Source organism: Rickettsiales bacterium (assembly GCA_033762595.1).
In the GTDB taxonomy this organism is placed as follows: domain Bacteria; phylum Pseudomonadota; class Alphaproteobacteria; order Rickettsiales; family UBA8987; genus JANPLD01.
The window spans coordinates 39,467-61,816 of sequence record JANRLM010000049.1; the positions used below are offsets into that span (position 1 = coordinate 39,467).

Consider the following 22,350-nt stretch of genomic DNA (forward strand, 5'->3'; position numbering starts at 1 on the left):
TGTGTGAAATATTACAATAAGCCCTATATGGTTATAGCTTCCTTTTCCACACAGATACGCTATAATTCATAATTAATACTCATAAAATCCTTTTGTGTTATAGCTTCCTTTTCCACACAGATACGCTATAATTGTTCCAAAATTATAATCATAAGCAAAGCTGTTATAGCTTCCTTTTCCACACAGATACGCTATAATAACAATATCCTCTATTTCTAGCGATAATAGGTTATAGCTTCCTTTTCCACACAGATACGCTATAATTATTCAAAGCTATAAATTGCAACCAGAATTGTTATAGCTTCCTTTTCCACACAGATACGCTATAATTAAAAAGAAGTAGCAGTAATAGTACCTTGGGTTATAGCTTCCTTTTCCACACAGATACGCTATAATCAGAAGCTGAATTTATTAAAAATAACATAGGTTATAGCTTCCTTTTCCACACAGATACGCTATAATTAGGGGCAGTATATCGCTTTACAAACACTAGTTATAGCTTCCTTTTCCACACAGATACGCTATAATCGGTTTTGGCTAACCCCCTGATAACAAAGGGGGTTTTAGCTTTTAGTTAACGAAAAAATTACAATAAAACTAGCTGTTCTTTAGTTACTTTTTCTATTTTTTTTCGTTCACCAACTAATATTTTAATTCTTGAATATTGCTTATCAGTTACCTCTAAAACCCTTACACTACCCCTAGGCGGTAAATTATTTTTTAATCTTGTGATATATTTATCAACTGCATCAAGCCCTTTGCAAATTCTGCAATACACAGAAAATTGAACCATAAAATAACCATCATTAAGAAGGTAATTTCTGAATCTGCTGGCACATTTTCTATCAAATTTTGTTTCAGTTGGAAGATCAAAGAAAACTAAAATTCTCATATATCTTTCCTCTTTAATTTTCATAATTTAACTGATTAAAGAGGCGAATTTATCAAAATTTTAGCTATTTTCCAAGAAAACACGCCACAAGTAAGCGAAGAAAATGTTTGAATTTTATTAAAAACCTAAATTAGGAAGAATTAAGAAATTTGTATCTTTCTCTTTTGTTGCCTTCTGAAGGGTTTCAGCGGAGCGTTCAATTGCTTTTAGAATAGTAATTTTTTCACCATCAAACATACAAAATTTAGTTAATACAGAAATAAGATTCTGCTTATCTTTCGGCGTTAAATCTGGCTTTTCGTTGTCTTGGAATTCTGTATAAACTAATTCATCTATAAAAGGTCTAAATGGCTCAATTAAATCATCAGCTAAATTAAAAGAATTTAGATTATTTGAGTGAAAAACGCCAAGAGACGGCATAAAGCCCGAAGAAACAACCGCCCTTGCAACTGCACCCCTTAAAATTGCGTAGCCATAATTTAGTGCTTTGTTTTTTATATCTTCTTTGCCTCTTTTGAAATTAGCAAATAATTCTTGCCAATATTCTTTTGCTGCTTGAGCTTCATTATTTTCTGAATCTCCAGATAATACAGATTTTGAGAGTTTAAGAAGCCTTATATTTTCGGTTTTATTGATTTTTTTTATAACCGAAAATTGATTGTAAATTTTTTGTTCAATAATTTTTTGCCATATTCTTTTTTTGAAAGGCTCAGACCAATTAATCTGCAAGTTAAAGATTTCAGTATATCTGCTATGCTTATGAAATGGAAGGAATATACCGCTTGGTAGATGGCTTTTATCTGTTATAAATAAAGCAATTCCATTATCTGCAATTGCTTGTAATAAATTTGCAGAAAAGCTAATTTCGCTATTATCAGCCATTATAATGGCAATATCTTCTAAGGGTATTGTAACCTCTTCCGAGTTATCAGCAGGCTTGTATAGAAGCTGATTGCTTTTAAGGCTTAACTTTGATTCTTTTGTAATATTTACAATTCGCCAAGACAAAATTATACCTCGCTTTTTTTACCAATTGGCATTCTTTTTTCACCTTTAACTTCTGAATAATTTCCTAAAATATCAACAGAGTATTTTTTGAAGTTTTTTACCTTAGTTATTGAAAACATTTTTGAATATTCAGTCCTTAATTCCTTTGTTTTCTTATCCAAAATTTTAAATTTTCCGCTTCTATCTTGGGTTTCTAACTCAAATTGACCGCTACTAGGTTTATATTGAATTATGTAACCAAAATATTCTTTTTTATCACTTTCAAAGCTAATTAGTTCATCTTTAAATAAATGGAATTTGAAACTAAAAGAATTGTCAATAGAGATGTATTTTTCCCCTCTTTTGTTTGATAATGCTTTCATTTCATTATTTCGTATTCCTTTAATGTCGGTTTCATAAAATGGAACAATAAAATAAAAGTTGTCTTTTTCAAACACATCTAGCCTTCTAACTTCCCCTAAATCAGCCTCTGCATTTCCGCTGTTTTTTAGATTAAGAACAGAATCGGATTCAAAATTCTCTGCAATTTTAAGCTTTTTAATTTGGTTTCCTATTTCATTATTACTTTTTTTAAGGAATACTTCTTTTTCAAACGCTTTAGTGCAATCAAAATTGTTTTCAGTAAGTAACTTCTTTATGGTGTTATATACTGAATACTCGCTATCAGAATCTTTAAATATTTTATTAGTTTCATCATAAATTCTGTAAGCTAGCATCTTATTTTCAAAATCTTCAAGGTTTTTGAAAAAATCTTTTTTAGATGCAATTTGTTTTAAACTGATATTTTTAGTAGTAAAATTAAGACCCCGATTTTTAAATTTTGTAGTTTTAAGGGTTGCTTTGTGAACCTCTCCACTTGCCTTCCTTCTTGCGGCTCTTGAAACAAAAACTTTTTCCAAATGGAAATTGACTTCATTTCTAAAACTTTCTTTATCTCCCCACGGGGTAGGAATGTTAGATTTATTGGCAAATTTCTTAAGCCATTCTTTACCTTTTTCTTCCTTGCGTTTAGTGAAGTTGGATAGATATTGAACCATTCCCTGCGTTGATACTGAACAAATTAATGCATCAACGGCGTGGTGTTTATCGCCTTCGGAGCGAACTTTTTCAAAGCCCCAATTATGACGCAAAAATGCTGTTAATGAGCCGTTTCTGGTTTGAACCTTGTTTTTTATTTTATCGTTTTCATTTAATTTTAAGAATGATTTTATATATCCCGCTGTATATTTGGTTGCGTAAGAGGTATCTCTTAAATTCCTCTCTATAAAATCATCTGATTGTTCAAATTTTTCTTTTAAGAGCCTATTCTTTTTTGGTAATGGCAAATTTGATGCAACTATTCTATCTTTGAAAGCTCGCCATTTATCCGTATCAACACCAAAATATTCAGCAGGAGTTTTATTACCTTTTTGCCTATTTTCGCTAGCAAAGCATAAAACCTTATTATTTAAGCTATCATCTAAACATCTGCTGTAGGGGATTATATGGTCTATATCTAAAGAGTTATAGTCTTTTAAGTTTTCAATTTTAATATCATTTCCAGAATAAATACATTTTTCATTTTGTTGACGCCATAATCTTAGCCTTAATAAATTTGCTCCTTCATCTGGCTTTAATCCAAGATTTTCACATTCTTTTCTTGCTTGCTCTTTTTGGTCTTGAAAGGCTTTTTGCCCTTTCTCAATTTTTCTTCTTTCACTATGGGAATTCTTAGCATCTCTAGTAAATTCAATATTAATTTGGTCTGGTCTGCCATGCTGTCTAATAACCGCATTTACTACTTTTCTAACTTGACAAACCGCCCTATGAACAACTGGGTTTCTTATAGGTTCAAAGTTAATTCCTTTTTTCTTAAGCTCTTCAAAAGATGGTAAATAGTCAAACTTTTCTGATTCAGAATTGGGGTTATAGTGTTTGTATCCCGCTAATTCACAAGCTTTTGAATAATTATAACCTTGTTCTAAAAAGGGATTAATTTTTCTTAATGCCCCTAATGAAAGATGCATATACTTAGAAAATGCTACTGATTTTAACTTTTCTGCAATTTCAGGCTTGGTAATTTGTATTAGCTCATTATAAGCTTCCTCTTCTGATTTAGTCGTAGTTAAAATCTCGCAAATTTTATCAAATTTCTCACTATTATTTAGAAGGGCGTGGAATTCTTCTTTTCCAAATTCCTCGTGAATGTTTTTTATAGTATTGAAGCCTTTTAACTCTATAAATTTTTCTGCTTCAGGATCTTTCTCTTTGCCTTTGCTATTCTTAAAAGTTGAATAATTTAACCCCTTAAATATTATTGTTTCATCTAGCTTTAGAGCTTTTCTTAGAGTTTTATAAGTTAATGTTTTTTGACTTAATGCAACCTCTTTTATAATCCTTTTTTGTTGTTCGGTTAACTCTATTTTTTCAGGGTTATCAATGGTTCTAAGGCTCAAATTTGAAATTTTAGTTAATAAATTAAAAATTTCTGCTGAGTAAGAATTCCTTGGTGCTCTAAGCTCATCTTTCTCAAAAGTGCATTTACCAATCATTTTTTCCATCTGCTTTCTATCTATTGCAGATTTTTGGCTAAAGGCTATTTCAATATATTTATTAACAAATTCAGTATTTATAAAATTTGCACCAAGCGAGGCTTGTTTTTCTAATATTAGTTTTGCTTCTTTCTCGGTTAGGTCTCTAGGAATTGAGTTTATATAAGTTTCAGATTTATTTCTGAACGGCTTATCATTAATATTTGTGCGAACCAAAAGCTGAGGAAATGTTAACAAACCTTCCTCTTTAAGTCTCTGAGTATTTTCTCTGATTGCATTTTTTACAAGCCCATCTTCTGATTTTTTCTTTTCATCTGATATTTCGCCCTTTTGGGGTTTATATCCTCTAAGTTTTGCAATATGATATAGAACCCTAAATAATTCCGCTTCATTTATTCTTCTCTCAAGCCCTTCTGCTCTTAGTTGCCAAGGTGATTTTTCATATGCTTGTGGCTTCAAAATATCTTCTATTTGCTCGAGTGATAAAATATTATACTCTGCAAAAAGTTTTTTGATTTTTTCTAACCTAAATCTCCTTCTTCTTAGCCTTCTTCTTGATGACCTTTTTTCTCTTCTTGGCAAAGCAAGAGACTTACCATCTTTTGGGTTTTCTGCTTGTGTGAAAGCCCTTACGCCCAAGCCTAATAATTTGCCTTGAATAATTTCTCCAGTTTCTGGATCAATAGTTTGTAACTTATCTTCATCAATTTCTGAAATTGCCCAGCCTATTGATGATATTCCTATGTCAAGCCCTAGAATTTTTTTCATAACTTCAATCTTAGGTTTATTTCTTGACATTACTAAACTTAGAATTATATTCAATAATGAATTTCTCTTATAGAATATCTGTGTGGAAATGGTTGTTATAATAAGAAGAAATTCGTGGGTTCCTCCCGTGGCAATATTTTATATATTGTTTCGGGATACCCTTTTTGATTAACTTATTTACGGCTTTAATAATTCTCAGGTTTATCCCCCCTCAGCTTATCTAAAAAATCTGCCCAATCTTGCATCATTTGTTTTCTTTCTTTTAGATATTCAGCCCTATCATATGCAGAACCCAAAGCACCTTTTTTGCTATGTGCAAGGTGAGCATCAACAACATCAAATTTGTAATGTGTAATTTTTTGTTATCTAACCCCTTATAATCTCCGCATATCTCTCCACTAATGCAAGCATTTGGTTAGCTTCTGAGGGGCTTATTTTGCCAGTAATCATATTTTTAACTATTAACTCCCCTGCTTGTTTAATATCCTCTTTATTATTGAGTGTTATTTCTGAAATTTCAGCGGTTTCATCTTCAAGCAAGCAAACATTTTCAGGGCGTGGTGCAGGGATTATTTTATTTAATAGTAATTCTATAGCGTCTAAATGTCACCATTTTGCTTTTTCTATAAGCTTCTGCATTATCTGCTGGATATTCTCTTCGGTGATATGTTCAGCTAACCTTGTAAGTTTATTTTTACAACCTTTGGGCTTGCCTAGGGGGTTGCCACTCACCCCTTTTTGAAATAGCCATGACTTATGATTTTGAGAGCTAGAAATAACTAATTGCTGATTTCCAACTGAATTTTCAGATGTGGTAGTTATTTCAGTCATATTTTATATGCGGTCGTAAATTTTTAAATAAAACTTCAACAATCTATAATTTTTTAGCAGATTTGCTCGACAAACCCATTTATTGCCTTCGTCCTCAACTTTTGGCTCTAAAAAAGTTCCACCTTGCTTAATTAGAAAGTCATCATAGTTGCCACTTAAACAAAATTTTGTATGTTCCCAGTCAATTTCACCAAAAACAACCTCAAAAGATTCAATAAATTCCTGAGTAAATTTTAGTAATACATCTTCTTTCATATTTATATTAGGTGTTAAGATTATTAAAGAAATCATATTTTATCACATCATTATAAGCTTCTCTTTCAGCAATGTTTTTAGGCATACCGCCATCATATTGCATTATTGAGGCTCGTTCTTCCCACCACTCATATTGTTTAGGGTTGAGCTGCTTTAGTTTTTTAAGTAACGAATAAGAAACATTAGGCTTTGAAACATTTTGTTTAGTTCTTACAACAAAATTATCGTTACTTGTTTCAACTTTATTTTTATTTTTGTTTCGCTCGATTACTAGCAAAGCCAAGTCTTTTAAGCTCATTGTTTCATAGTTGTTTATAGTTTTGTATTGCATAAATATTTTTGTTTCATTGTTTCAAAACATAGTAAAAAAACAGCGGAACAACCTCCTTTCTATTTTGTTTTCTTTCTTCTTATCTCAATAAGTTTTTCAGCTTCCGCCTTCTTAATAAGCCGATTTACCTTGCTTAAATTTAAACCTGTTTCTGTGGCTATATCTCTTTGCTTTAATCCGTCATTGTGAAGTTCAATTACTCTATTTAGCTCTGCATCTTCTATTTCCGATATTTTCCACCCCCCTTCATTTAGCCAAGCTTCAAAAGGTTTCGCATCATCACCATAAAAACCACGAGATTTTTCATAATGAACTTCAAATCTTGCACCTTGCTCATTTTGATAATCTTGCGGGCGTTTAAGAGTGATTACGGTATCTAAGATATCCTCCTTCTTTGATGTTCCTCGCTGGCTTCCGCCTTTATTGGAGTGATGAATAAACAAAACGGATTTGCCTTTACTTCTGAGCTTCAAAACCCACTCTTGAATAAGCTTCCAGCTATCTTCGTCATTTTCTTTGCCAGACCTGCAAAGTGTAGAAAGATTGTCTAAAATTATTAACTTTGTATCTTCGTGAATATGTTGCTCTATTTTTGCCTGCCCCTCTGGCTCTGATAGATTAGGAACGCCAAATTCTTGCATATCTGGCGTGATAATATCCAATGAAATACTTGAAATATCATAATCCTTAATCATTACAGCAAGCCTTTCTTGCAGAACATTGGCTGGCATTTCGCCATCAATAAATAAAACCCTGCTTGGTTTTTTGCACTTCCACTTTTCACTAAAAAGTGATTTTCCAGAAGCAACAGCAAGCGCAATAGATAACGAAACTTGAGTTTTTCCTATTCCACGCAAAGCATAAAGCATCACCAGCCCTTGCGTTGGTATTATTGGCGAAAGCAACATTTCTCTTGGTGGAATAACTTTTGCCATAAACTCTTTTAAGGCAATGCAAATAACCTCTTTAGTGTCAGTTTTTTCTTTTGGCATAAATTCTTCTGCACTTGAAATTAATTCTTTTATTTGTGCTATTGTCATATTAATTACCTTTTAATAACTCGTTGAAATCATTGGCATTTTCTGGCTTTACAACATTCACAGAGTAGCTTTGAGCAACCAATCTAGTTGCTAGTTTCTCTGAGGCTTTTTGACCTGCTTCATCATTATCGGTTGCAATAATAATGCTGGAAACTTGAGTTATTGGCGGAGGTGAAAAACTTTCAAAATTTGAGGCTGAAAGCAAAGCCCAAACTGGATAATTGACAGCTTCTAAAATTGATAAACCTGTTTCAATACCTTCGCACACTATTAAAGGTGCAAACAAAGCTCCACTAAGCCTAACAGCTCCTCCTGAAATGTTGCCAAGCATCATCTTGTTGGGCGTAATATCCGCTTTATTATTGGTGATTTCGTCTAAGTATGTTCGGTGCAAGCCAATTACTTCACCATCTATATTTTGAACAGCTGCTAACATTGCAGGATAGCTTTTCTGAGTTGCAGAGTGCCATAAATTGGGGTGGTATTTTAACGATGCAGGAAGCTCAGATTTTTCTACACCTCTATGTTTACGCAAATAAATTTCAACAGGTGTATTTTCTAGGTTAGAAGTTGCTTCACTTAGAATGTTTTGGATATAGCTTTTCTTTTTATAATCTAATACTTTAGGATTTTTAGTATCTTTAGGGTTGCCTAAATTATAAACTTTACTAACATAATTATTGTTGGTTTCAAAAATTACACCTAGCGAAGCTAACTTTTGCTTTATGTCGCTGTAACTGCAACCAGCAAAACACTTAGCACCAAGCTTGCCGCTCTTGGTTTCATAAAGATATAAACTAGGGTTTGCGTCTTTATGTGATGGGCAGCAACAAATATAGCCATTTCCAGATTTTTTGGCATTTAATGCTAACGCTATTTTATGGAGATTAAGCATTATTATCTCCATTTTCTGTATTAATAGGGCGGGAAGCATCTATTTTTTGTTGAATATAAGCATCTACTTCCGCCTCTAAAAATCCAATGGCTCTAATTCCCAGCTTGACTGGTTTTAGCTCCCCTTCTTTTATTAATTGGTATATTTTGGTTTTTTTGAAACCAATTTTATTCATCAATTGCGGCAATCTAATGATTCTCTTTTCCATACACTCTCATTGAGGTTTATGGAGTAAATTGAATGAGTTACACAAATATACAATTTAACAAACTGCCCCCAGAAAGATGGGGACGGCTATTTATTGATGTAGCTATTTAATATATTGAGGAAGTCTTTAGATTTAATAAACAATTTTTCTGAGTTATCACTTTCAAATAGTATTTTTTGGAAATTATAATTATTGTTAACTATTATTGGCAGTTCTGTCTCATCATATAAAGTTACACTACTATTTTTGGATTTGGGTATTTCAATTAAATCTTTTCTGCAAGATTCTACAAAATTATACAGATACAATCCATAATTATCTGGAAGATTAGAATGCTTTGAAAACTCCGAATGAATTAATGCATATATAATATGAGTATATTTCTTATAAGTTTTTAGAGCATTTTCAATATCCTCTTTTCTCTTATAGCAGTAGCTATCTTCAAAAAATGGATTTTGCAAATTTATCATTAAATGAATTATTAAATTTTTGCTTAGAGACTTTTCTCTTGTGGAAGCCATTTTATCTAAAGAAGAAAAAACTTGATTTTCCTCTCGTTTTAAGAGCAAAAGATAATAAACAAATAAAAAAACTGTATTTACTTTTTTTGCAGTAGCTCTCTTATTCCCTTCAATATATGAAACGGTGATAGTTTCGTATGTATCAATTTCAGATAAATGATCAGAGATATTATTTTTGAAATCTTGTCCCAAAAACTCAAATAATTTTAAATAAGCAACTTCAGAAGCGAATTTAAGCCATATTTCATTTTTAAATTCACTTTTTATAACTTTACATAGAAAGCTATTATCCGATTTTTTAAAATCTCTGTAGAACCTGCATAAGCATAGCTTTTTTGCTTTATCAACATCGCCATCAAAAATAATTAATCCTGAGAGAAATTCACGCAATATCTCATAACTAAGAGTATTTCCAAAGTCTAAGCCAGTAATATCAATAGTGTTTACTTCTTTTGACAAATTACCCTCCTAATTTCTCTATAAACTCACCCCACCAATCCATCATTTCACGGCGTTCTTTTAAATATTGGGCGTGGTTGTAACTAGCTCTAACTTTGTTGCGTTCGCCGTGTGCAAGTTGGCGTTCAATCACATCATACTTAAAGCCGTGTTCATTTAAAATGGTGCTGGCAGTGGCTCTGAATCCGTGTCCTGTTGCCCTGCTGTGATAACCCATTCTATATAAAGCGTAAAGAATAGTGTTATTGCTCATTGTTTTATGAGGTGAATTTTGAGAAGGGAATAAAAAAGGGCGTAAGCCAGTTATGTTTTTTAGCTCATTCAATAGATTTAGAACTTGCTCAGATAAAGGAACTATATGTTTTTCCCTCATTTTCATTCTTTCTGGAGGAATATGCCATTCTTTTTTGTCAAAATTAAACTCTTCCCATTTTGCATTTATTAGTTCACTGGTTCTAACAAAGGTTAAAATTAATAACTGTATTGCAATTGGAGTAATTATATCGCCTTTATAATCTTTTAGTTTTTGCATAAACTCTGGTAAATCTTTTTCGGTTAGGTAAGCATGGTGAACTTTCTTTCTGGTCTTTAATGCCCCTCTTAAATCTGCGGAAATATCTCTTTCAGCTTTACCTATTGAAATAGCGTATCTAAAAATCTGTCCGCAAGTTTGGCAAGCTCTATGAGCGATATCAATTGCTCCACGCTCTTCAATTTTTCTAATTAAAGTTAAAAGCTCCTGAGCAGTAATAGAACTAACGGCTTTGTTGCCAATATATGGGAAAACATCTGCACCAAGTCTTTTTAGAACATTTTTAGCGTGTTTAGATGTCCAAGTTGGTTTTTGGAGTTCGTGCCATTCATGAGCTATATATTCAAAAGTATTTTCGGGGTTAGTTTCTGATTTTAGCTTTTGTTCTTTTTTCTGTTCTACTGGGTCAATGTTTTGCTTAATTAGCTTTTTAAGCTTTTGCCTTTCCTCTCTGGCTTCAAGTAGGGTAATTTCTGGATAAGCTCCAATAGCATAAACCTTTTCTTTACCTGATATTCTATATTTTAATCTCCAATATTTAGAGCCGTTCGGATGAATCAATAAATATAACCCGCCATCATCTGAAAGCTTATATTGCTTTTCTTGTGGTTTAGCAGATTTAACTTTTATGTCAGTTAGGGGCATAACAGGGTTAAAAATGGGGGTATAAATTAAAAGAGCAATTCTTATACCCCCAAATATACCCCCATTTGTGCAGAATGTCAATGAACTGAGGTGAACGCCAATAAACAATAGAGCGTCGTAAAAAGGTTGGTTTTGCTAGTGATTATGAACTTTAATGAACTTTGTGGGTTTTATAGATGGTCGGAGCGGAGGGATTCGAACCCACGACCCCCAGTACCCAAAACTGGTGCGCTACCAGGCTGCGCTACGCTCCGAACTAGAGAAAAGCTAGAATTTTTACATCAAAAACTCAGCCCTTATACATTAGAACTAAATAATATCAACAGCAAAAACTATAAGATGGTGCTACAGATGGGAATCGAACCCACGACCCCTGCATTACCAATGCAGTGCAACTACCCCTGTGCTACTGTAGCGAAATAAATTTTTGCTTGCGATGTATAATCTATAATTTTTAATATTCAAATGTAAATTGAGATTGGTAATCAGGCATTTGGTTTAGCCCTAACCCTAACCCTAACCCTAACCCTAACCCTAACCCCTAACTATCAACCTTTAACTAACGACCATCAACCGAAGAAAGAATCGCCTTGATATCCTTAGGGTAGGGGGCTTGGAAGGTAAGATTTTCGAGTGTTTCAGGGTGGGTGAAAGAGATTTCGTAGGCGTGCAGAAATTGGCGATTGAGCTTTTCAAATTTCTCCAAAATTTTGGCTGGAATTGAGCCAATTTTCTTCTGATTTTGATTGCCGCTATAAACTTTATCACCAACAACGGGCATTCCAAGATGTTCCATATGCACACGAATTTGGTGTGTTCTGCCAGTTTCAAGCGTAACTTCTAGCAAAGAAATTGCCCCATCAAAAAAACTATTTAAGAGTTTATATTTTGTGATTGCAACCTTACCAGATGTCTTAAAAACGGCTCTCTTTCTGCGGTCAGCTGGGTGTCTGCCGATATTAGTTTGCAAATTTCCTGCGATCATTTTTGGCTTATTCCAAACCAGTGCGTGATAAATTCTTTTGGCGGTTCGCTCTTTAATTTGATTAGCAAGTTCCCGATGCGTAAAATCATCTTTTGCAAGAAGTAAAACACCCGTAGTATCACGATCCAAGCGATGCACAATGCCAGCTCTTGCCTTGCCATTTACCATAGATAAATTATTTTTATAGCGATGCAGCAAGGCATTCACTAGAGTATCCTTATGGTTTCCAGCCCCAGGGTGAATTGTAAGGCCTGCTTGTTTGTTGATTACAAGCAAAAATTCATCTTCATATAAAACATCAATTTTTATATTTGGATTTGCCTCAATTTTTTTATCAATATTATCATCATTTGGAATTGGGCTTGTCTCGGAAATTTCAATAAAATCGCCAGTTTTTACTTTTTCAGAGATATTATCACAGATTTTTCCATTCAGCTTTAACTGCGAGTTTTTTATAATTTTTTGAACTAGTGTTCTTGAAATTCTTGGGTTTATAAGGCTAATTGCCTTATCTAGCCTTAATCCGTTGTGAATTTCTTCTATGTTAAATTGATTTTGCATTTATATTGCTACACTTAAAAATCTAATCTATATAATCATTTCAAAACAAAAAATAAGCGATGTTTTCAAGTTTATTAAAATCTATTTTTGGCACTTCTAATGAAAGATATTTGAAATCTTTATCAAATATCGTTGAGAAAATAAACTCTTTTGAAGTGGATTTGCAAATTCTTTCTGATGAGCAACTAGCCAATAAAACCATTTACTTCAAGGAAAAACTAGCCGATGGGCAAACCCTTGATGATATTCTGCCAGAGGCCTTTGCGGTTGTTCGTGAAACTTCAAAAAGGGTTTTGGGGCAAAGGCATTATGATGTTCAGCTTATCGGTGGCATAGTTTTACATCAAGGAAAAATCGCAGAAATGCGAACTGGTGAAGGCAAAACCTTAGTTGCAACTCTTGCAACTTATTTGAATGCACTCTCAGGAAAGGGCGTTCACATTGTAACCGTCAATGATTATCTTGCAAAAAGAGATGCGGAATGGATGGGGAAAATCTATAAATTCCTTCAGCTTTCAGTGGGTGTTATAGTTCACGGCCAAACCGATGATGAGAAAAGGGAAGCCTACGCTTGCGATATAACTTACGGCACTAATAACGAATATGGCTTTGATTATCTGCGTGATAATATGAAATTTTCTTTAGAGGAAATGACGCAACGCCCCTTTAATTTCGCCATAGTTGATGAGGTGGATAGTATTTTGATTGATGAAGCTAGAACTCCTCTAATCATCTCAGGGCCTGTGGAAGATAGAAGTGATTTATATCAAAAAATAAATAAATATATTCCAAAACTTGATGAAAAAGATTTTGAAAAAGATGAAAAAAATCACTCAATAGTTTTAACCGAAGAAGGAAATAATAAATTAGAAATTTTATTCCGTGAAGATGGAATTATCAGGGAAGCCTCTACCCTTTATGATGTTGAAAATTTAAGCGTTGTTCATCACGCAAACCAAGCCTTGAAGGCTCATAAATTATTCACTCGTGATAAAGATTATTTAGTTAAAGAAGGCAAAATTTTAATCATAGATGAATTTACTGGCAGGGTGCTTGAAGGCAGAAGATATTCTGATGGTTTGCATCAAGCGATTGAAGCAAAAGAAGGGGTAAAAATTCAAAGCGAAAACCAAACGCTTGCCTCAATAACTTTCCAAAATTATTTCAGGTTATATCCAAAACTTAGCGGTATGACAGGCACTGCAAGCACTGAAGCGGCTGAGTTTCAAGATATTTATAATCTTGAAGTGATTGAAATTCCAACCAATAAAGCCGTTGCAAGAATTGATGATGAAGATCATATTTATCGCACGGAGATTGAAAAATTTGAAGCAATTACAAAATTAATCATTGAGTGTAATCAAAAGAATCAGCCTGTTTTAGCGGGAACCGCAAGCGTTGAAAAATCAGAGCTTCTTTCAAAGCATCTCAAAAAAGCAGGGATAAAACATTATATTCTAAACGCTAAACAGCACGAAAAAGAGGCCTATGTTATCGCACAAGCAGGCAGGCCGGGTGCGGTTATGGTTGCAACTAATATGGCGGGTAGAGGAACGGATATTCAGCTTGGTGGCAATGCGGATTTGCTTATTGAAGAAAAAATTTTGCAGCTAAAACAATCTGGAATTACTGACGCAAAAATTTTTGAAGATGCTGCAAACAAGATAAAATCTGAAGTTGAGCGAGATAAAGAAATTGTAAAACAAGCTGGCGGGCTTTGTGTAATCGGCACTGAAAGGCACGAAAGCCGCAGGATTGATAATCAGCTTCGCGGTAGATCAGGCAGGCAAGGCGATAATGGTTATTCAAAATTTTTCCTCTCTGCAGAAGATGATTTAATTAGAATTTTCGGTGCAGATAAAAAAATGGATTGGGTGCTTGGCAAAATGGGAACACCAGGTGAGCCTATAGAACACCCGCTAATTACCAGAATGATGGAGAAAGCACAAGCAAGGGTGGAAGCCAGAAACTATGAGATAAGAAAAAACCTCCTCAAGTTTGATGATGTAATGAATGAGCAACGCAAAGTTATTTATGATCAGCGAATAAATATTATGCGTTCGGAAAATGTTCGTGAAAAAGTTACTGAAATTATTGATGCAACGCTTGATAAAATTGTCAGCACTTACATACCAAAAAATTCTTATAAAGAGCAATGGCAAATTGACGCCCTAAAAATTGATGTGAACAAAATTTTTGGCTTAAACCCTAATGTTTCAAGCTGGCTTGATAATGATGAAATTGACGATGAAAAAATCTTTAACCTCATTTTTGATGAGCTAGAAAATTTTATCAAAAAGCGTGATAATGAATTTTCGCAAGCCTCAATGTATGATCTTGAAAAACGCATTATGCTTTTCAGCCTTGACGAAGTTTGGAAGGAGCATCTGCACTTTTTAGATATGCTAAGACAGGGGATTAACCTTCGCTCATATGCTCAAAAAGATCCGTTAAACGAATATAAGCAAGAGGCATTTGAGGCTTTTGGGCTGATGATTGAGAGCTTCAACGAAAAATTTTTAACAAGGCTTTTCCATATTCATATTCAAAATGATGAGGAGATTGCTGAGGAATTTAGAAGATTACAAGAGCAGAAAAATCAAAAAATTCACGCAACTCATATTGATCCAAATAGCAAATTTGGTTTTTCTGGATCGCAAATGAACCCTAGTGAAAATGGTCAAAGGCAGGCTCAAGTTACAATTCGCACGCATATAAAATCAGAGGATAGAAATCCAAATGATCCTAGCACTTGGGGCAAAGTTTCTCGCAATGAGCCTTGCCCTTGCGGAAGTGGTCAAAAATACAAAAACTGCCACGGAAAAATTTAGTTTGTGTATTCACTTCATTCCCGCGGAAGCGGGAATTCATAAAATAGACTAGATACCCGCTTACGCGGGTATGAAATATGAAGTTAAGTGATGACACTAGCTGTTTTACCATTAACCCCGCAACAAGTGCGGGGTGACATTCTATTATAAGGCATCAGATTTCATTCAAAACATCAGATAAATAAAGGTGATAATCAGAGGATTTGCTGTAATTGCCGATTAATTCTTCAAACTGATTTTTAGAAATAAATTTTTTTCTGAATGCAATTTCTTCTAAGCAAGCAATTTTTATACCTTGCCTTTTTTCAATAGTTTGAATGAAATTTGCCGAATCCAAAAGGGAATCAGGTGTGCCGGCATCAAGCCAAGCAAAGCCTTTACCAACGCTGATTACATTAAGCTCGCCCTTTTCCATATAGGCTTTGTTGACATCAGTAATTTCAAGCTCCCCCCTTGCGGAGGGCTTGAGATTCTTAGCAATTTCAACAACATTTTTATCATAAAAATATAAACCTGTTACCGCCCAATTTGATTTTGGCTGCTTAGGTTTTTCCTCAATTGAAATTGCTTTGTTGTTTTTATCAAGTTCAACAACGCCGTATCTTTGTGGGTCGCTAACTCTATATGCCATCACTGAAGCACCTTTTTTTATGTTAAGAGCGTTTTGAAAATCTGCACTTATTTCATTTCCTAAAATTTCAGAGCCGTAAAAAATATTATCACCAAGTATCAAGCAAGAGGAATCACCATTGATAAAATCTTCCGCGATCAAGAAAGCCTGTGCAATTCCTTCAGGTTTTTCCTGAACTTTGTAAGAGAATTTCACACCATATTGAGAACCACTACCAAGAAAATTTTCAATGATTGGTAAATCTCTAGGCGTGCTAATAATCAGAATTTCTTTGATGCCAAAATTCATTAATATCGCCAGTGGATAATGAATCATTGGCTTATCATAAACCGGCAGAATCTGCTTACTGATTGCGTTTGTCATAGGCTGTAAGCGTGTTCCGCTGCCACCTGCTAAAATTATTCCTTTCATAAAGTTAGTTGTTAGAGTTTAGACCCCTTGGGTTTCCAGCCTCATCAAAGGCTTTAGCCCCGAGTAAAAAATTTATTCCGCCTGCTAAGCGAGCTTTATATTTTATCGCTTTTAATTTATTAAAGCTAATTATGTAAAGCAAATATTTTAACAAATAACTAAAACTTAAACTTAAAGATTTCTTTCTAAAGTTTTGAAGTGATAAATGTTTTTTGTAAAAATAAAATTTTGACCAAGAAGAATGCCAATATTTCAAATATTCAATTTTTGGATTAGGCGTTGAAGATTTTCCAACCAAATGTTTTAGCAGAATATTTTTACAAATTAATATCTCAAACCCTGCTTTTTCTATGCGTTTGCAGAGATCAGTTTCTTCGTAATAGAGGAAAATATTTTCATCAAAAAAGCCGATTTTTTTAAGATTTTCCATCTTAAAAAGCATAGTTGCACCAACTACCCAATTTGTTTTTTCAGCAATAAAATTTTCAGATTTTATATATTCATTTTCATCAGTTGCTGGTGCTAAAACGCCAAGATTTTTTGTATTTTTTGCAACTTCCAGCAGGTTTATAATTGCGGCTTCATCAGAAATTATATCTGGGTTTAGCAAAAAAGCGTAATCAGTTGAAAGACTCTGCAAGCCTAGATTTGCACCCCTGCCATAGCCGAGATTTTTTTCAGATTTTATTATTTTTACTTCTGGAAAATTATCCCTCACAAAATCGGCAGTTCCATCTTTGCTTGCATTATCAACAATTATAATCTCAAATTTTTGATAAATATCCTTTAGGAATTGCGAAATTATTTCCTTGCTGTTATAGGTTACTGAGATAATTGTTAAATCTTGATTTTTCATGGAATATAAAAAATTTATAACCCGTAACATAGCGATTCAAAATAAATCCGCAAATTATAATCGTTTGTGCGTTTTTTCTCATTTTGATCGGGATTCAAAAATTGATGATTATGTTTTGCATTACTTAAAAGCCTTGAAGTCAGCTGATTGTGATATAATTTTTGTTAGTAACTGCCCCAATATTGATGATTCTGAAATCGCAAAAATTGAAAATCTTGCCCATAGAATAATCTTGCGAAAAAATGAAGGTTATGATTTTGCCTGCTATCTAACTGGTTTTTATGAGGAAACCGAGAAGGAAAAATATAAGCAAATAATCTTCGCAAATGATAGTGTTTACGGGCCTTTCTATAATTTGAATAAAGTTTTTAACGCTATGCAACCCAAAAATTTAGATATGTGGGGCATTAGCGATAATGTTGCGAGTGTTTATCATATTCAATCTTATTTCTTAAGTTTTTCAACTAAGATGCTGAAATTTTTAGATAATCATTTCCGAGCTTTCAAATTTGAAAATGATAAGGAAAACATTGTTACAAATAATGAAGTAAATTTAAGCAGAAAGGCTTTGGAGCAAGGTTTTAGCTTGGGTGCGTTCTGCCCACACGCAGATGTTCTTGCATTTGAAAGCACGAATTTTGATGAAAAATATATCGCAAAAATTAAGAAAAATATTTCTGAAAATTTATTTTACAAAGGTGGAATTAAAAAGTTTTTTTCAAAAAAATTAAATCGTGAAATAAATTTTAGAAAATATTTTGATACTTATTTGACGCCTCATCTTTCAAGCTGGTATTCGCAAATTCAATATTTTAATGCACCTTTTATAAAAACTTCTCTGCTCAAAGACCCGCGATTAGTTCATTATCACAGCTTTTTATATCGTGAGGTGATAAAAAATAAATATCCAGAATTTGATTTGGCTTTGATAGAAAATCATCTAAATAGAGTTAGAAATTTAAGTTTGTAGTTTTTTAATTTTATCATATTACAAATTGTCACCCCGCATTTATTGCGGGGTTAATGGTTGAAAATATATATAAACCTTAGTTTTGAGCGTGTTTTATAATTAACCCCGCAATAAATGCGGGGTGACATTAGCTGAGATTTTGATAAAAAATATAATTAAATAATGAAAACGATATTAGTTACAGGCGGTTTAGGTTTTATTGGTAGCAATTTTGTTCTGCAAGAAATTGCTTCTGGCAACAGGGTTATAAACCTTGATAAAGTTACTTACGCCGCAAATTACGCCAATGTTAAACCCGTTGAAAGCAATGCAAATTATCAATTAATCAAGGGTGACATTTGCGATAATAATCTTGTCAAAAAAATTTTTGATGAAAATAAAATTGATTGGGTCGCTCATTTTGCAGCGGAATCTCATGTTGATAATTCCATAGAAAAACCTTCGGAATTTATTGAAACCAATATTTTAGGCACTTATAATTTGCTACAAAATTCTCTGCAATATTATAAAGATAAAAAGCCTGAAGGCTTCAGATTTCTGCATGTTTCAACTGATGAAGTTTTCGGCAGTCTTGAAGAAAATTCTCCCAAATTTAATGAGGATACAAAATATGATCCATCATCGCCTTATTCATCTTCAAAAGCGGCTTCAGACCACCTTGTTAAAGCGTGGCATCGCACTTATGGCTTGCCTATATTAATGACAAATTGCTCTAATAATTACGGGCCTCGCCAGCATAAAGAGAAGCTAATTCCAAAAATAATTTTTTGTTGTTTGGAAGAAAAGCCAATTCCAATTTACGGCAAAGGAAACAATGTTCGCGATTGGATTTTTGTTGAAGATCACTGCAAGGGCATCAAACTGACCTTTGAAAAAGGCAGAATTGGTGAATCTTATCTGTTTGGTGGAAATTGTGAAAAAACAAATATTGAAGTTGTGAACACAATCTGCGATATTATGGATAAAAGAAAACCTCGTAAAAATGGGGCTTCTTATAAAGATTTAATAAATTTTGTAACAGATAGGCTTGGCCACTATTTCCGCTATGCGATTGATGGCAGAAAGGCACTAGCGGAGTTTGGTTATAACCCAAAGCCAGATTTTGCTGGATATATAAACAAAACAATTGATTACTACATCTCATAAAATGCAAATTACTAACTTAGAAATAGAAGGGCTTAAACTAATTACTCAAAAGATTTACCATGATAATCGTGGTTTTTTTAATGAAAAATATGTTGAGCAAAAATTCCACGATTTAGGAATTACTAATAAATTTGTGCAGGATAATCATTCTTTTTCTCATAAAGGTGTAATTCGTGGGCTTCATTATCAAGCAAACCCAAGCCAAGCAAAATTAGTCAGTTGTATTCGTGGTAAAATTTTAGATGTAGCCGTTGATATTAGAAAAAACTCTAAAACTTATGGCAAATATTTTTCTGTAGAGCTTACTGCTGAAAACGGCTTGATGCTCTATATCCCGGCGGGCTTTGCTCATGGCTTTGCAGCTCTTACTGATTGCGATGTTCTTTATAAAGTTGATGGTGGTTATAATCCAAGAGGGGAGGGTGGTATAATCTATAACGATAAAACCCTTAACATTGATTGGAAAGTTACAAATGAAATAGTTTCAGAAAAAGATTTAAGCCTACCCAATTTTTTAGATTATCAGAGAAATCCAGTTTTTTAGAATCTTAGAGTCATACCTAGGTTGATACCTCTATTTCTTCTATCCACGCCTAAATCAAACATTGCTCTATCAATATAGGTTTTGTTTTCATTTTTAGTTTGGAATAAAGTTGCTTCGCCAAAAAACTCGTTTTTCTGCCTTTTTAGAGCCACAGCAAATGCGTTACCTTCTTCTCTAATTCCTTTTGAGCTATCTTTTTTGAAAACTAAAGCACCATATTGTTTCGCTCCGTTTGAAGTATCAAACAAGTTTGAGTCTTGTCTAAAGTTAGTTCCCTCAAGCTCGGCTAGTGATGAGTTACTCATATAACTAACGCCCGAGCACGCATTGCAGGTAAAAACCAAACCTAAAAGCGATAATAATTTGAAACCCCTAAACATTAGTAAAATTTTAGTTAATTTATTATCATTATACCATATTTTAAGGTGCTAGTCTAGGAAATAACTATACAAATAAAATATTTTTTTTCGGGTGAAAAATACTGCTGAAAGATACAATTTTAATTAAAAAATATTGGCAAAAATAACAATCTGTAGCTTTTTGGGAATTTAATAATCTATATTTATGTCAAGGGATAAATATTTGAAATTTAATCAAATTTTAGATTTGCAATAGACATTTTAATGATTTTAAGAATTTAGCAATTTTATCACCTTTTTATATCACAAGGGATTTGAGGGAAGTTTTCAATCATTGCAGAAATTCTAGCTTTTTCTTTTTCGTCTAGTTTAGGCTCTAAATTAGCCATATACCAATCAATTTCAGGGTTACCACCGCCACTTGCGAAGTGGAAATAAGTATAGGCTATTGCTTCATCATAAGGTATTACAGTGGCTTCGGGCGTGTTTTCATTCAGATATAATTTGCCAATTTCAAACATACTCGGTTTGTGCCAAGCCCTTGCCGCAAGACAATAATTACTAAGTGTTACTGCATCATCTTTTTGAGTATCATCACCGCAACAGCTAGCTTTTGCGGCTTTGTAAGCCCCCTCAACATCGCCATCATTAGCTCTTGCTTGCCAGTCAGCACGCTTAGATTCATTAACAATTTTTCTAAGTGTTGCTGGAACGCGATCGCAGGAAGTTATTAGAATAAGCGAGATAAGTAAAATGATAGGTTTGAAGGATTGAAAGATTGAAGGTTTGAAGGAGTGAAGGAACAAAGGTTTATTACCTTTCAACCTTCCAGCCTTCATACCTTCTAGCCTTCTAACCTTAAAAAAAGCTCTTTTCAAAATTTTTTGCAATTTTATCTCCTGCTTCTTCAGTTCCAACTTTTGTGCAGCCTTCCTGCATAATATCTGCGGTTCTGAAACCATCAGAGAGGAATTTTTTGACTGCAAAATTAAGTTTATCCGAAACCTCAGCCATATCAAAAGAATATTTGAACATCATCGCTAAAGAGAGGATTGTTGCTATCGGGTTTGCGACATTTTTGCCTGCAATGTCAGGTGCGCTGCCGTGGATTGGCTCATATAGTGCATTACAAATTTTTTGAGATGCCTCCCCAAGAGAAGCCGAGGGCAACATTCCAAGTGATCCAGTTAGCTGTGCCGCCTCATCTGAAAGTATATCGCCAAAAATATTACCAGTTACAATTACATCAAACTGCTTAGGGTTGCGAACAAGCTGCATTGCGGCGTTATCAACATACATATGCGAAAGCTCAACATCTGAATATTCCGCCTTGTGAAGTTTTATCACCTCATCACGCCATAGTTCAGAAGCTGCTAGAACATTTGCTTTATCAATAGAGCAAACTTTTCTGCCACGCTTCTTGGCAAGCTCAAACGCAACTTTTACGACTCTCTTAACCTCATAATCATAATATACCATATTGCTATAGCCCATTCTGCCTTGTGGGGTTTCTGTAATCCCTTTTGGCTCGCCAAAATAAACATCACCCGTTAGCTCACGAACGATAAGAATATCAAGCCCGCTAACAATTTCCTTTTTAAGAGATGACGCATCTGCAAGTTCATCATAAACAATCGCAGGGCGTAGATTTGCGAATAAACCAAGATGCTTACGAATCGCAAGTAAGCCTTTTTCAGGGCGGATAGAGCTTTCCAGTGAATCCCACTTAACGCCACCCACCGCACCAAGTAAAATAGCATCGGCCTTTTCGGCTAAATCAGCGGTTTGCTTAGGGTATGGGTTGCCATATTCATCAATTGCCGAGCCGCCAATTTTTGCATGTGAAACATCAGAAATTTTACTTTTCTTATTGATAATGTTGATAATTTTCTCTGCTTGCTTTGTAACTTCTGGGCCAATACCATCGCCAGCTAGGATAAGAATATTTTTCATTAGATTAAGTGTTGGTTTTTTGTTGCTTCTTAATGCCGTAGGCTCAAAAAATCAATTAGTTTAATTTCTGCATTTTTCCTCTTAGGTGTCACCCTGCACTTATTGCGTGGTTTAACATAAAACACGCTCAAAAGCTAGTTTGAAAACGCTTTTAACCATTAACCCCTATAAATGCGGGGTGACAATT

Annotated in this window: 22 protein-coding genes, 2 tRNA genes and 1 CRISPR repeat array (1 of these 25 running past the window's edge); of the genes, 4 read left to right on the forward strand and 20 right to left on the reverse strand. The window is 33.9% G+C overall.

Going from position 1 to position 22,350, the window contains the following annotated elements; translation table 11 throughout:
* A CRISPR array of direct repeats spans positions 1-528; the repeat unit is 36 nt; unit sequence GTTATAGCTTCCTTTTCCACACAGATACGCTATAAT (it extends 630 nt beyond the left edge of the window).
* 58 nt (positions 529-586) lie between these two features.
* From cas2 to SFT90_03910, 15 genes are all read right to left on the reverse strand, one after another.
* Positions 587-916 (reverse strand): CRISPR-associated endonuclease Cas2, encoded by a 330-nt coding sequence (cas2, locus tag SFT90_03840; GenBank protein MDX1949617.1) that lies wholly within the window; start codon positions 914-916, stop codon positions 587-589.
* Positions 917-1,009: 93 nt separating this feature from the next.
* On the reverse strand, positions 1,010-1,900 hold the full coding sequence (cas1, locus tag SFT90_03845; protein ID MDX1949618.1) for a type II CRISPR-associated endonuclease Cas1: 891 nt from the start codon (positions 1,898-1,900) through the stop codon (positions 1,010-1,012).
* A 2-nt stretch (positions 1,901-1,902) separates the two neighbouring features.
* On the reverse strand, positions 1,903-5,229 hold the full coding sequence (gene cas9, locus SFT90_03850) for a type II CRISPR RNA-guided endonuclease Cas9 (protein MDX1949619.1): 3,327 nt from the start codon (positions 5,227-5,229) through the stop codon (positions 1,903-1,905).
* A gap of 336 nt (positions 5,230-5,565) precedes the next feature.
* A complete protein-coding gene (locus SFT90_03855) occupies positions 5,566-5,739 on the reverse strand; it encodes a hypothetical protein (protein ID MDX1949620.1) in 174 nt (57 codons plus the stop codon).
* Between the two features lie 66 nt (positions 5,740-5,805).
* Entirely contained in the window at positions 5,806-6,030 is a 225-nt protein-coding gene (locus SFT90_03860) for a DUF5681 domain-containing protein (GenBank protein ID MDX1949621.1), read from the reverse strand.
* A gap of 3 nt (positions 6,031-6,033) precedes the next feature.
* Positions 6,034-6,285, reverse strand: coding sequence for a hypothetical protein (locus tag SFT90_03865; protein MDX1949622.1), 252 nt, complete (start codon positions 6,283-6,285; stop codon positions 6,034-6,036).
* Positions 6,286-6,292: 7 nt separating this feature from the next.
* Complete coding sequence (locus SFT90_03870) at positions 6,293-6,616, reverse strand: hypothetical protein (protein ID MDX1949623.1); 324 nt, start codon at positions 6,614-6,616, stop codon at positions 6,293-6,295.
* A 59-nt stretch (positions 6,617-6,675) separates the two neighbouring features.
* Complete coding sequence (locus tag SFT90_03875) at positions 6,676-7,656, reverse strand: AAA family ATPase (protein MDX1949624.1); 981 nt, start codon at positions 7,654-7,656, stop codon at positions 6,676-6,678.
* Position 7,657: 1 nt separating this feature from the next.
* Entirely contained in the window at positions 7,658-8,551 is an 894-nt protein-coding gene (locus SFT90_03880) for a toprim domain-containing protein (GenBank protein ID MDX1949625.1), read from the reverse strand.
* A complete protein-coding gene (locus SFT90_03885; protein MDX1949626.1) occupies positions 8,544-8,759 on the reverse strand; it encodes an AlpA family transcriptional regulator in 216 nt (71 codons plus the stop codon). Before SFT90_03885 ends, SFT90_03880 begins: the two co-directional genes overlap by 8 nt.
* A gap of 86 nt (positions 8,760-8,845) precedes the next feature.
* On the reverse strand, positions 8,846-9,739 hold the full coding sequence (locus SFT90_03890; GenBank protein MDX1949627.1) for a hypothetical protein: 894 nt from the start codon (positions 9,737-9,739) through the stop codon (positions 8,846-8,848).
* Between the two features lies 1 nt (position 9,740).
* Positions 9,741-10,916 carry a tyrosine-type recombinase/integrase gene (locus SFT90_03895; GenBank protein ID MDX1949628.1) on the reverse strand — a complete coding sequence of 392 codons (1,176 nt, stop codon included), beginning with the start codon at positions 10,914-10,916 and terminating at the stop codon, positions 9,741-9,743.
* 177 nt (positions 10,917-11,093) lie between these two features.
* A tRNA-Pro gene (locus SFT90_03900) sits at positions 11,094-11,170 on the reverse strand.
* 86 nt (positions 11,171-11,256) lie between these two features.
* Positions 11,257-11,332: transfer RNA gene (locus SFT90_03905), tRNA-Thr, on the reverse strand.
* A gap of 143 nt (positions 11,333-11,475) precedes the next feature.
* On the reverse strand, positions 11,476-12,462 hold the full coding sequence (locus SFT90_03910) for an RluA family pseudouridine synthase (protein ID MDX1949629.1): 987 nt from the start codon (positions 12,460-12,462) through the stop codon (positions 11,476-11,478).
* A 59-nt stretch (positions 12,463-12,521) separates the two neighbouring features.
* Between SFT90_03910 and secA the strand changes: the two genes are divergently transcribed.
* Positions 12,522-15,293, forward strand: coding sequence for a preprotein translocase subunit SecA (gene secA / locus SFT90_03915; protein MDX1949630.1), 2,772 nt, complete (start codon positions 12,522-12,524; stop codon positions 15,291-15,293).
* 154 nt (positions 15,294-15,447) lie between these two features.
* On the opposite strand, the gene rfbA is transcribed toward secA, so the two are convergent.
* Entirely contained in the window at positions 15,448-16,335 is an 888-nt protein-coding gene (rfbA, locus tag SFT90_03920; GenBank protein MDX1949631.1) for a glucose-1-phosphate thymidylyltransferase RfbA, read from the reverse strand.
* A gap of 4 nt (positions 16,336-16,339) precedes the next feature.
* Positions 16,340-17,191 carry a glycosyltransferase family 2 protein gene (locus SFT90_03925; protein MDX1949632.1) on the reverse strand — a complete coding sequence of 284 codons (852 nt, stop codon included), beginning with the start codon at positions 17,189-17,191 and terminating at the stop codon, positions 16,340-16,342.
* Here SFT90_03925 and SFT90_03930 point away from each other — a divergent pair.
* From SFT90_03930 to rfbC, 3 genes are all read left to right on the forward strand, one after another.
* Entirely contained in the window at positions 17,190-18,161 is a 972-nt protein-coding gene (locus tag SFT90_03930) for a rhamnan synthesis F family protein (GenBank protein MDX1949633.1), read from the forward strand. The two genes, SFT90_03925 and SFT90_03930, sit on opposite strands and share 2 nt — an antisense overlap.
* A gap of 162 nt (positions 18,162-18,323) precedes the next feature.
* Positions 18,324-19,307, forward strand: a complete 984-nt coding sequence (rfbB, locus tag SFT90_03935; GenBank protein MDX1949634.1) for a dTDP-glucose 4,6-dehydratase — start codon at positions 18,324-18,326, stop codon at positions 19,305-19,307.
* Position 19,308: 1 nt separating this feature from the next.
* Positions 19,309-19,851, forward strand: a complete 543-nt coding sequence (rfbC, locus tag SFT90_03940; protein MDX1949635.1) for a dTDP-4-dehydrorhamnose 3,5-epimerase — start codon at positions 19,309-19,311, stop codon at positions 19,849-19,851.
* Here rfbC and SFT90_03945 read toward each other — a convergent pair.
* The 3 genes from SFT90_03945 to leuB form a co-directional block, all read right to left on the reverse strand.
* Positions 19,848-20,231 (reverse strand): hypothetical protein, encoded by a 384-nt coding sequence (locus tag SFT90_03945; GenBank protein MDX1949636.1) that lies wholly within the window; start codon positions 20,229-20,231, stop codon positions 19,848-19,850. The genes rfbC and SFT90_03945 overlap by 4 nt on opposite strands.
* Positions 20,232-20,500: 269 nt before the next feature.
* The gene (locus SFT90_03950; GenBank protein ID MDX1949637.1) at positions 20,501-21,100 is read right to left on the reverse strand and encodes a hypothetical protein; all 600 of its coding nucleotides are present in this window, start codon (positions 21,098-21,100) and stop codon (positions 20,501-20,503) included.
* Positions 21,069-22,163, reverse strand: coding sequence for a 3-isopropylmalate dehydrogenase (gene leuB / locus SFT90_03955; protein ID MDX1949638.1), 1,095 nt, complete (start codon positions 22,161-22,163; stop codon positions 21,069-21,071). Before leuB ends, SFT90_03950 begins: the two co-directional genes overlap by 32 nt.
* Positions 22,164-22,350 lie beyond the last annotated feature (187 nt).

What these genes read in the sequence shown, in the direction of transcription:
- cas2 (MDX1949617.1), bottom strand. Translation starts at nt 916, where the DNA reads ATGAAAATTAAAGAGGAAAGATATATGAGAATTTTAGTTTTCTTTGAT.
- cas9 (MDX1949619.1), bottom strand. Translation starts at nt 5,229, where the DNA reads ATGTCAAGAAATAAACCTAAGATTGAAGTTATGAAAAAAATTCTAGGG.
- SFT90_03860 (MDX1949621.1), bottom strand. Translation starts at nt 6,030, where the DNA reads ATGACTGAAATAACTACCACATCTGAAAATTCAGTTGGAAATCAGCAA.
- SFT90_03865 (MDX1949622.1), bottom strand. Translation starts at nt 6,285, where the DNA reads ATGAAAGAAGATGTATTACTAAAATTTACTCAGGAATTTATTGAATCT.
- SFT90_03870 (MDX1949623.1), bottom strand. Translation starts at nt 6,616, where the DNA reads ATGCAATACAAAACTATAAACAACTATGAAACAATGAGCTTAAAAGAC.
- SFT90_03875 (MDX1949624.1), bottom strand. Translation starts at nt 7,656, where the DNA reads ATGACAATAGCACAAATAAAAGAATTAATTTCAAGTGCAGAAGAATTT.
- SFT90_03880 (MDX1949625.1), bottom strand. Translation starts at nt 8,551, where the DNA reads ATGCTTAATCTCCATAAAATAGCGTTAGCATTAAATGCCAAAAAATCT.
- SFT90_03885 (MDX1949626.1), bottom strand. Translation starts at nt 8,759, where the DNA reads ATGGAAAAGAGAATCATTAGATTGCCGCAATTGATGAATAAAATTGGT.
- SFT90_03895 (MDX1949628.1), bottom strand. Translation starts at nt 10,916, where the DNA reads ATGCCCCTAACTGACATAAAAGTTAAATCTGCTAAACCACAAGAAAAG.
- SFT90_03910 (MDX1949629.1), bottom strand. Translation starts at nt 12,462, where the DNA reads ATGCAAAATCAATTTAACATAGAAGAAATTCACAACGGATTAAGGCTA.
- secA (MDX1949630.1), top strand. Translation starts at nt 12,522, where the DNA reads ATGTTTTCAAGTTTATTAAAATCTATTTTTGGCACTTCTAATGAAAGA.
- rfbA (MDX1949631.1), bottom strand. Translation starts at nt 16,335, where the DNA reads ATGAAAGGAATAATTTTAGCAGGTGGCAGCGGAACACGCTTACAGCCT.
- SFT90_03930 (MDX1949633.1), top strand. Translation starts at nt 17,190, where the DNA reads ATGGAATATAAAAAATTTATAACCCGTAACATAGCGATTCAAAATAAA.
- SFT90_03925 (MDX1949632.1), bottom strand. Translation starts at nt 17,191, where the DNA reads ATGAAAAATCAAGATTTAACAATTATCTCAGTAACCTATAACAGCAAG.
- rfbB (MDX1949634.1), top strand. Translation starts at nt 18,324, where the DNA reads ATGAAAACGATATTAGTTACAGGCGGTTTAGGTTTTATTGGTAGCAAT.
- rfbC (MDX1949635.1), top strand. Translation starts at nt 19,309, where the DNA reads ATGCAAATTACTAACTTAGAAATAGAAGGGCTTAAACTAATTACTCAA.
- SFT90_03945 (MDX1949636.1), bottom strand. Translation starts at nt 20,231, where the DNA reads ATGTTTAGGGGTTTCAAATTATTATCGCTTTTAGGTTTGGTTTTTACC.
- leuB (MDX1949638.1), bottom strand. Translation starts at nt 22,163, where the DNA reads ATGAAAAATATTCTTATCCTAGCTGGCGATGGTATTGGCCCAGAAGTT.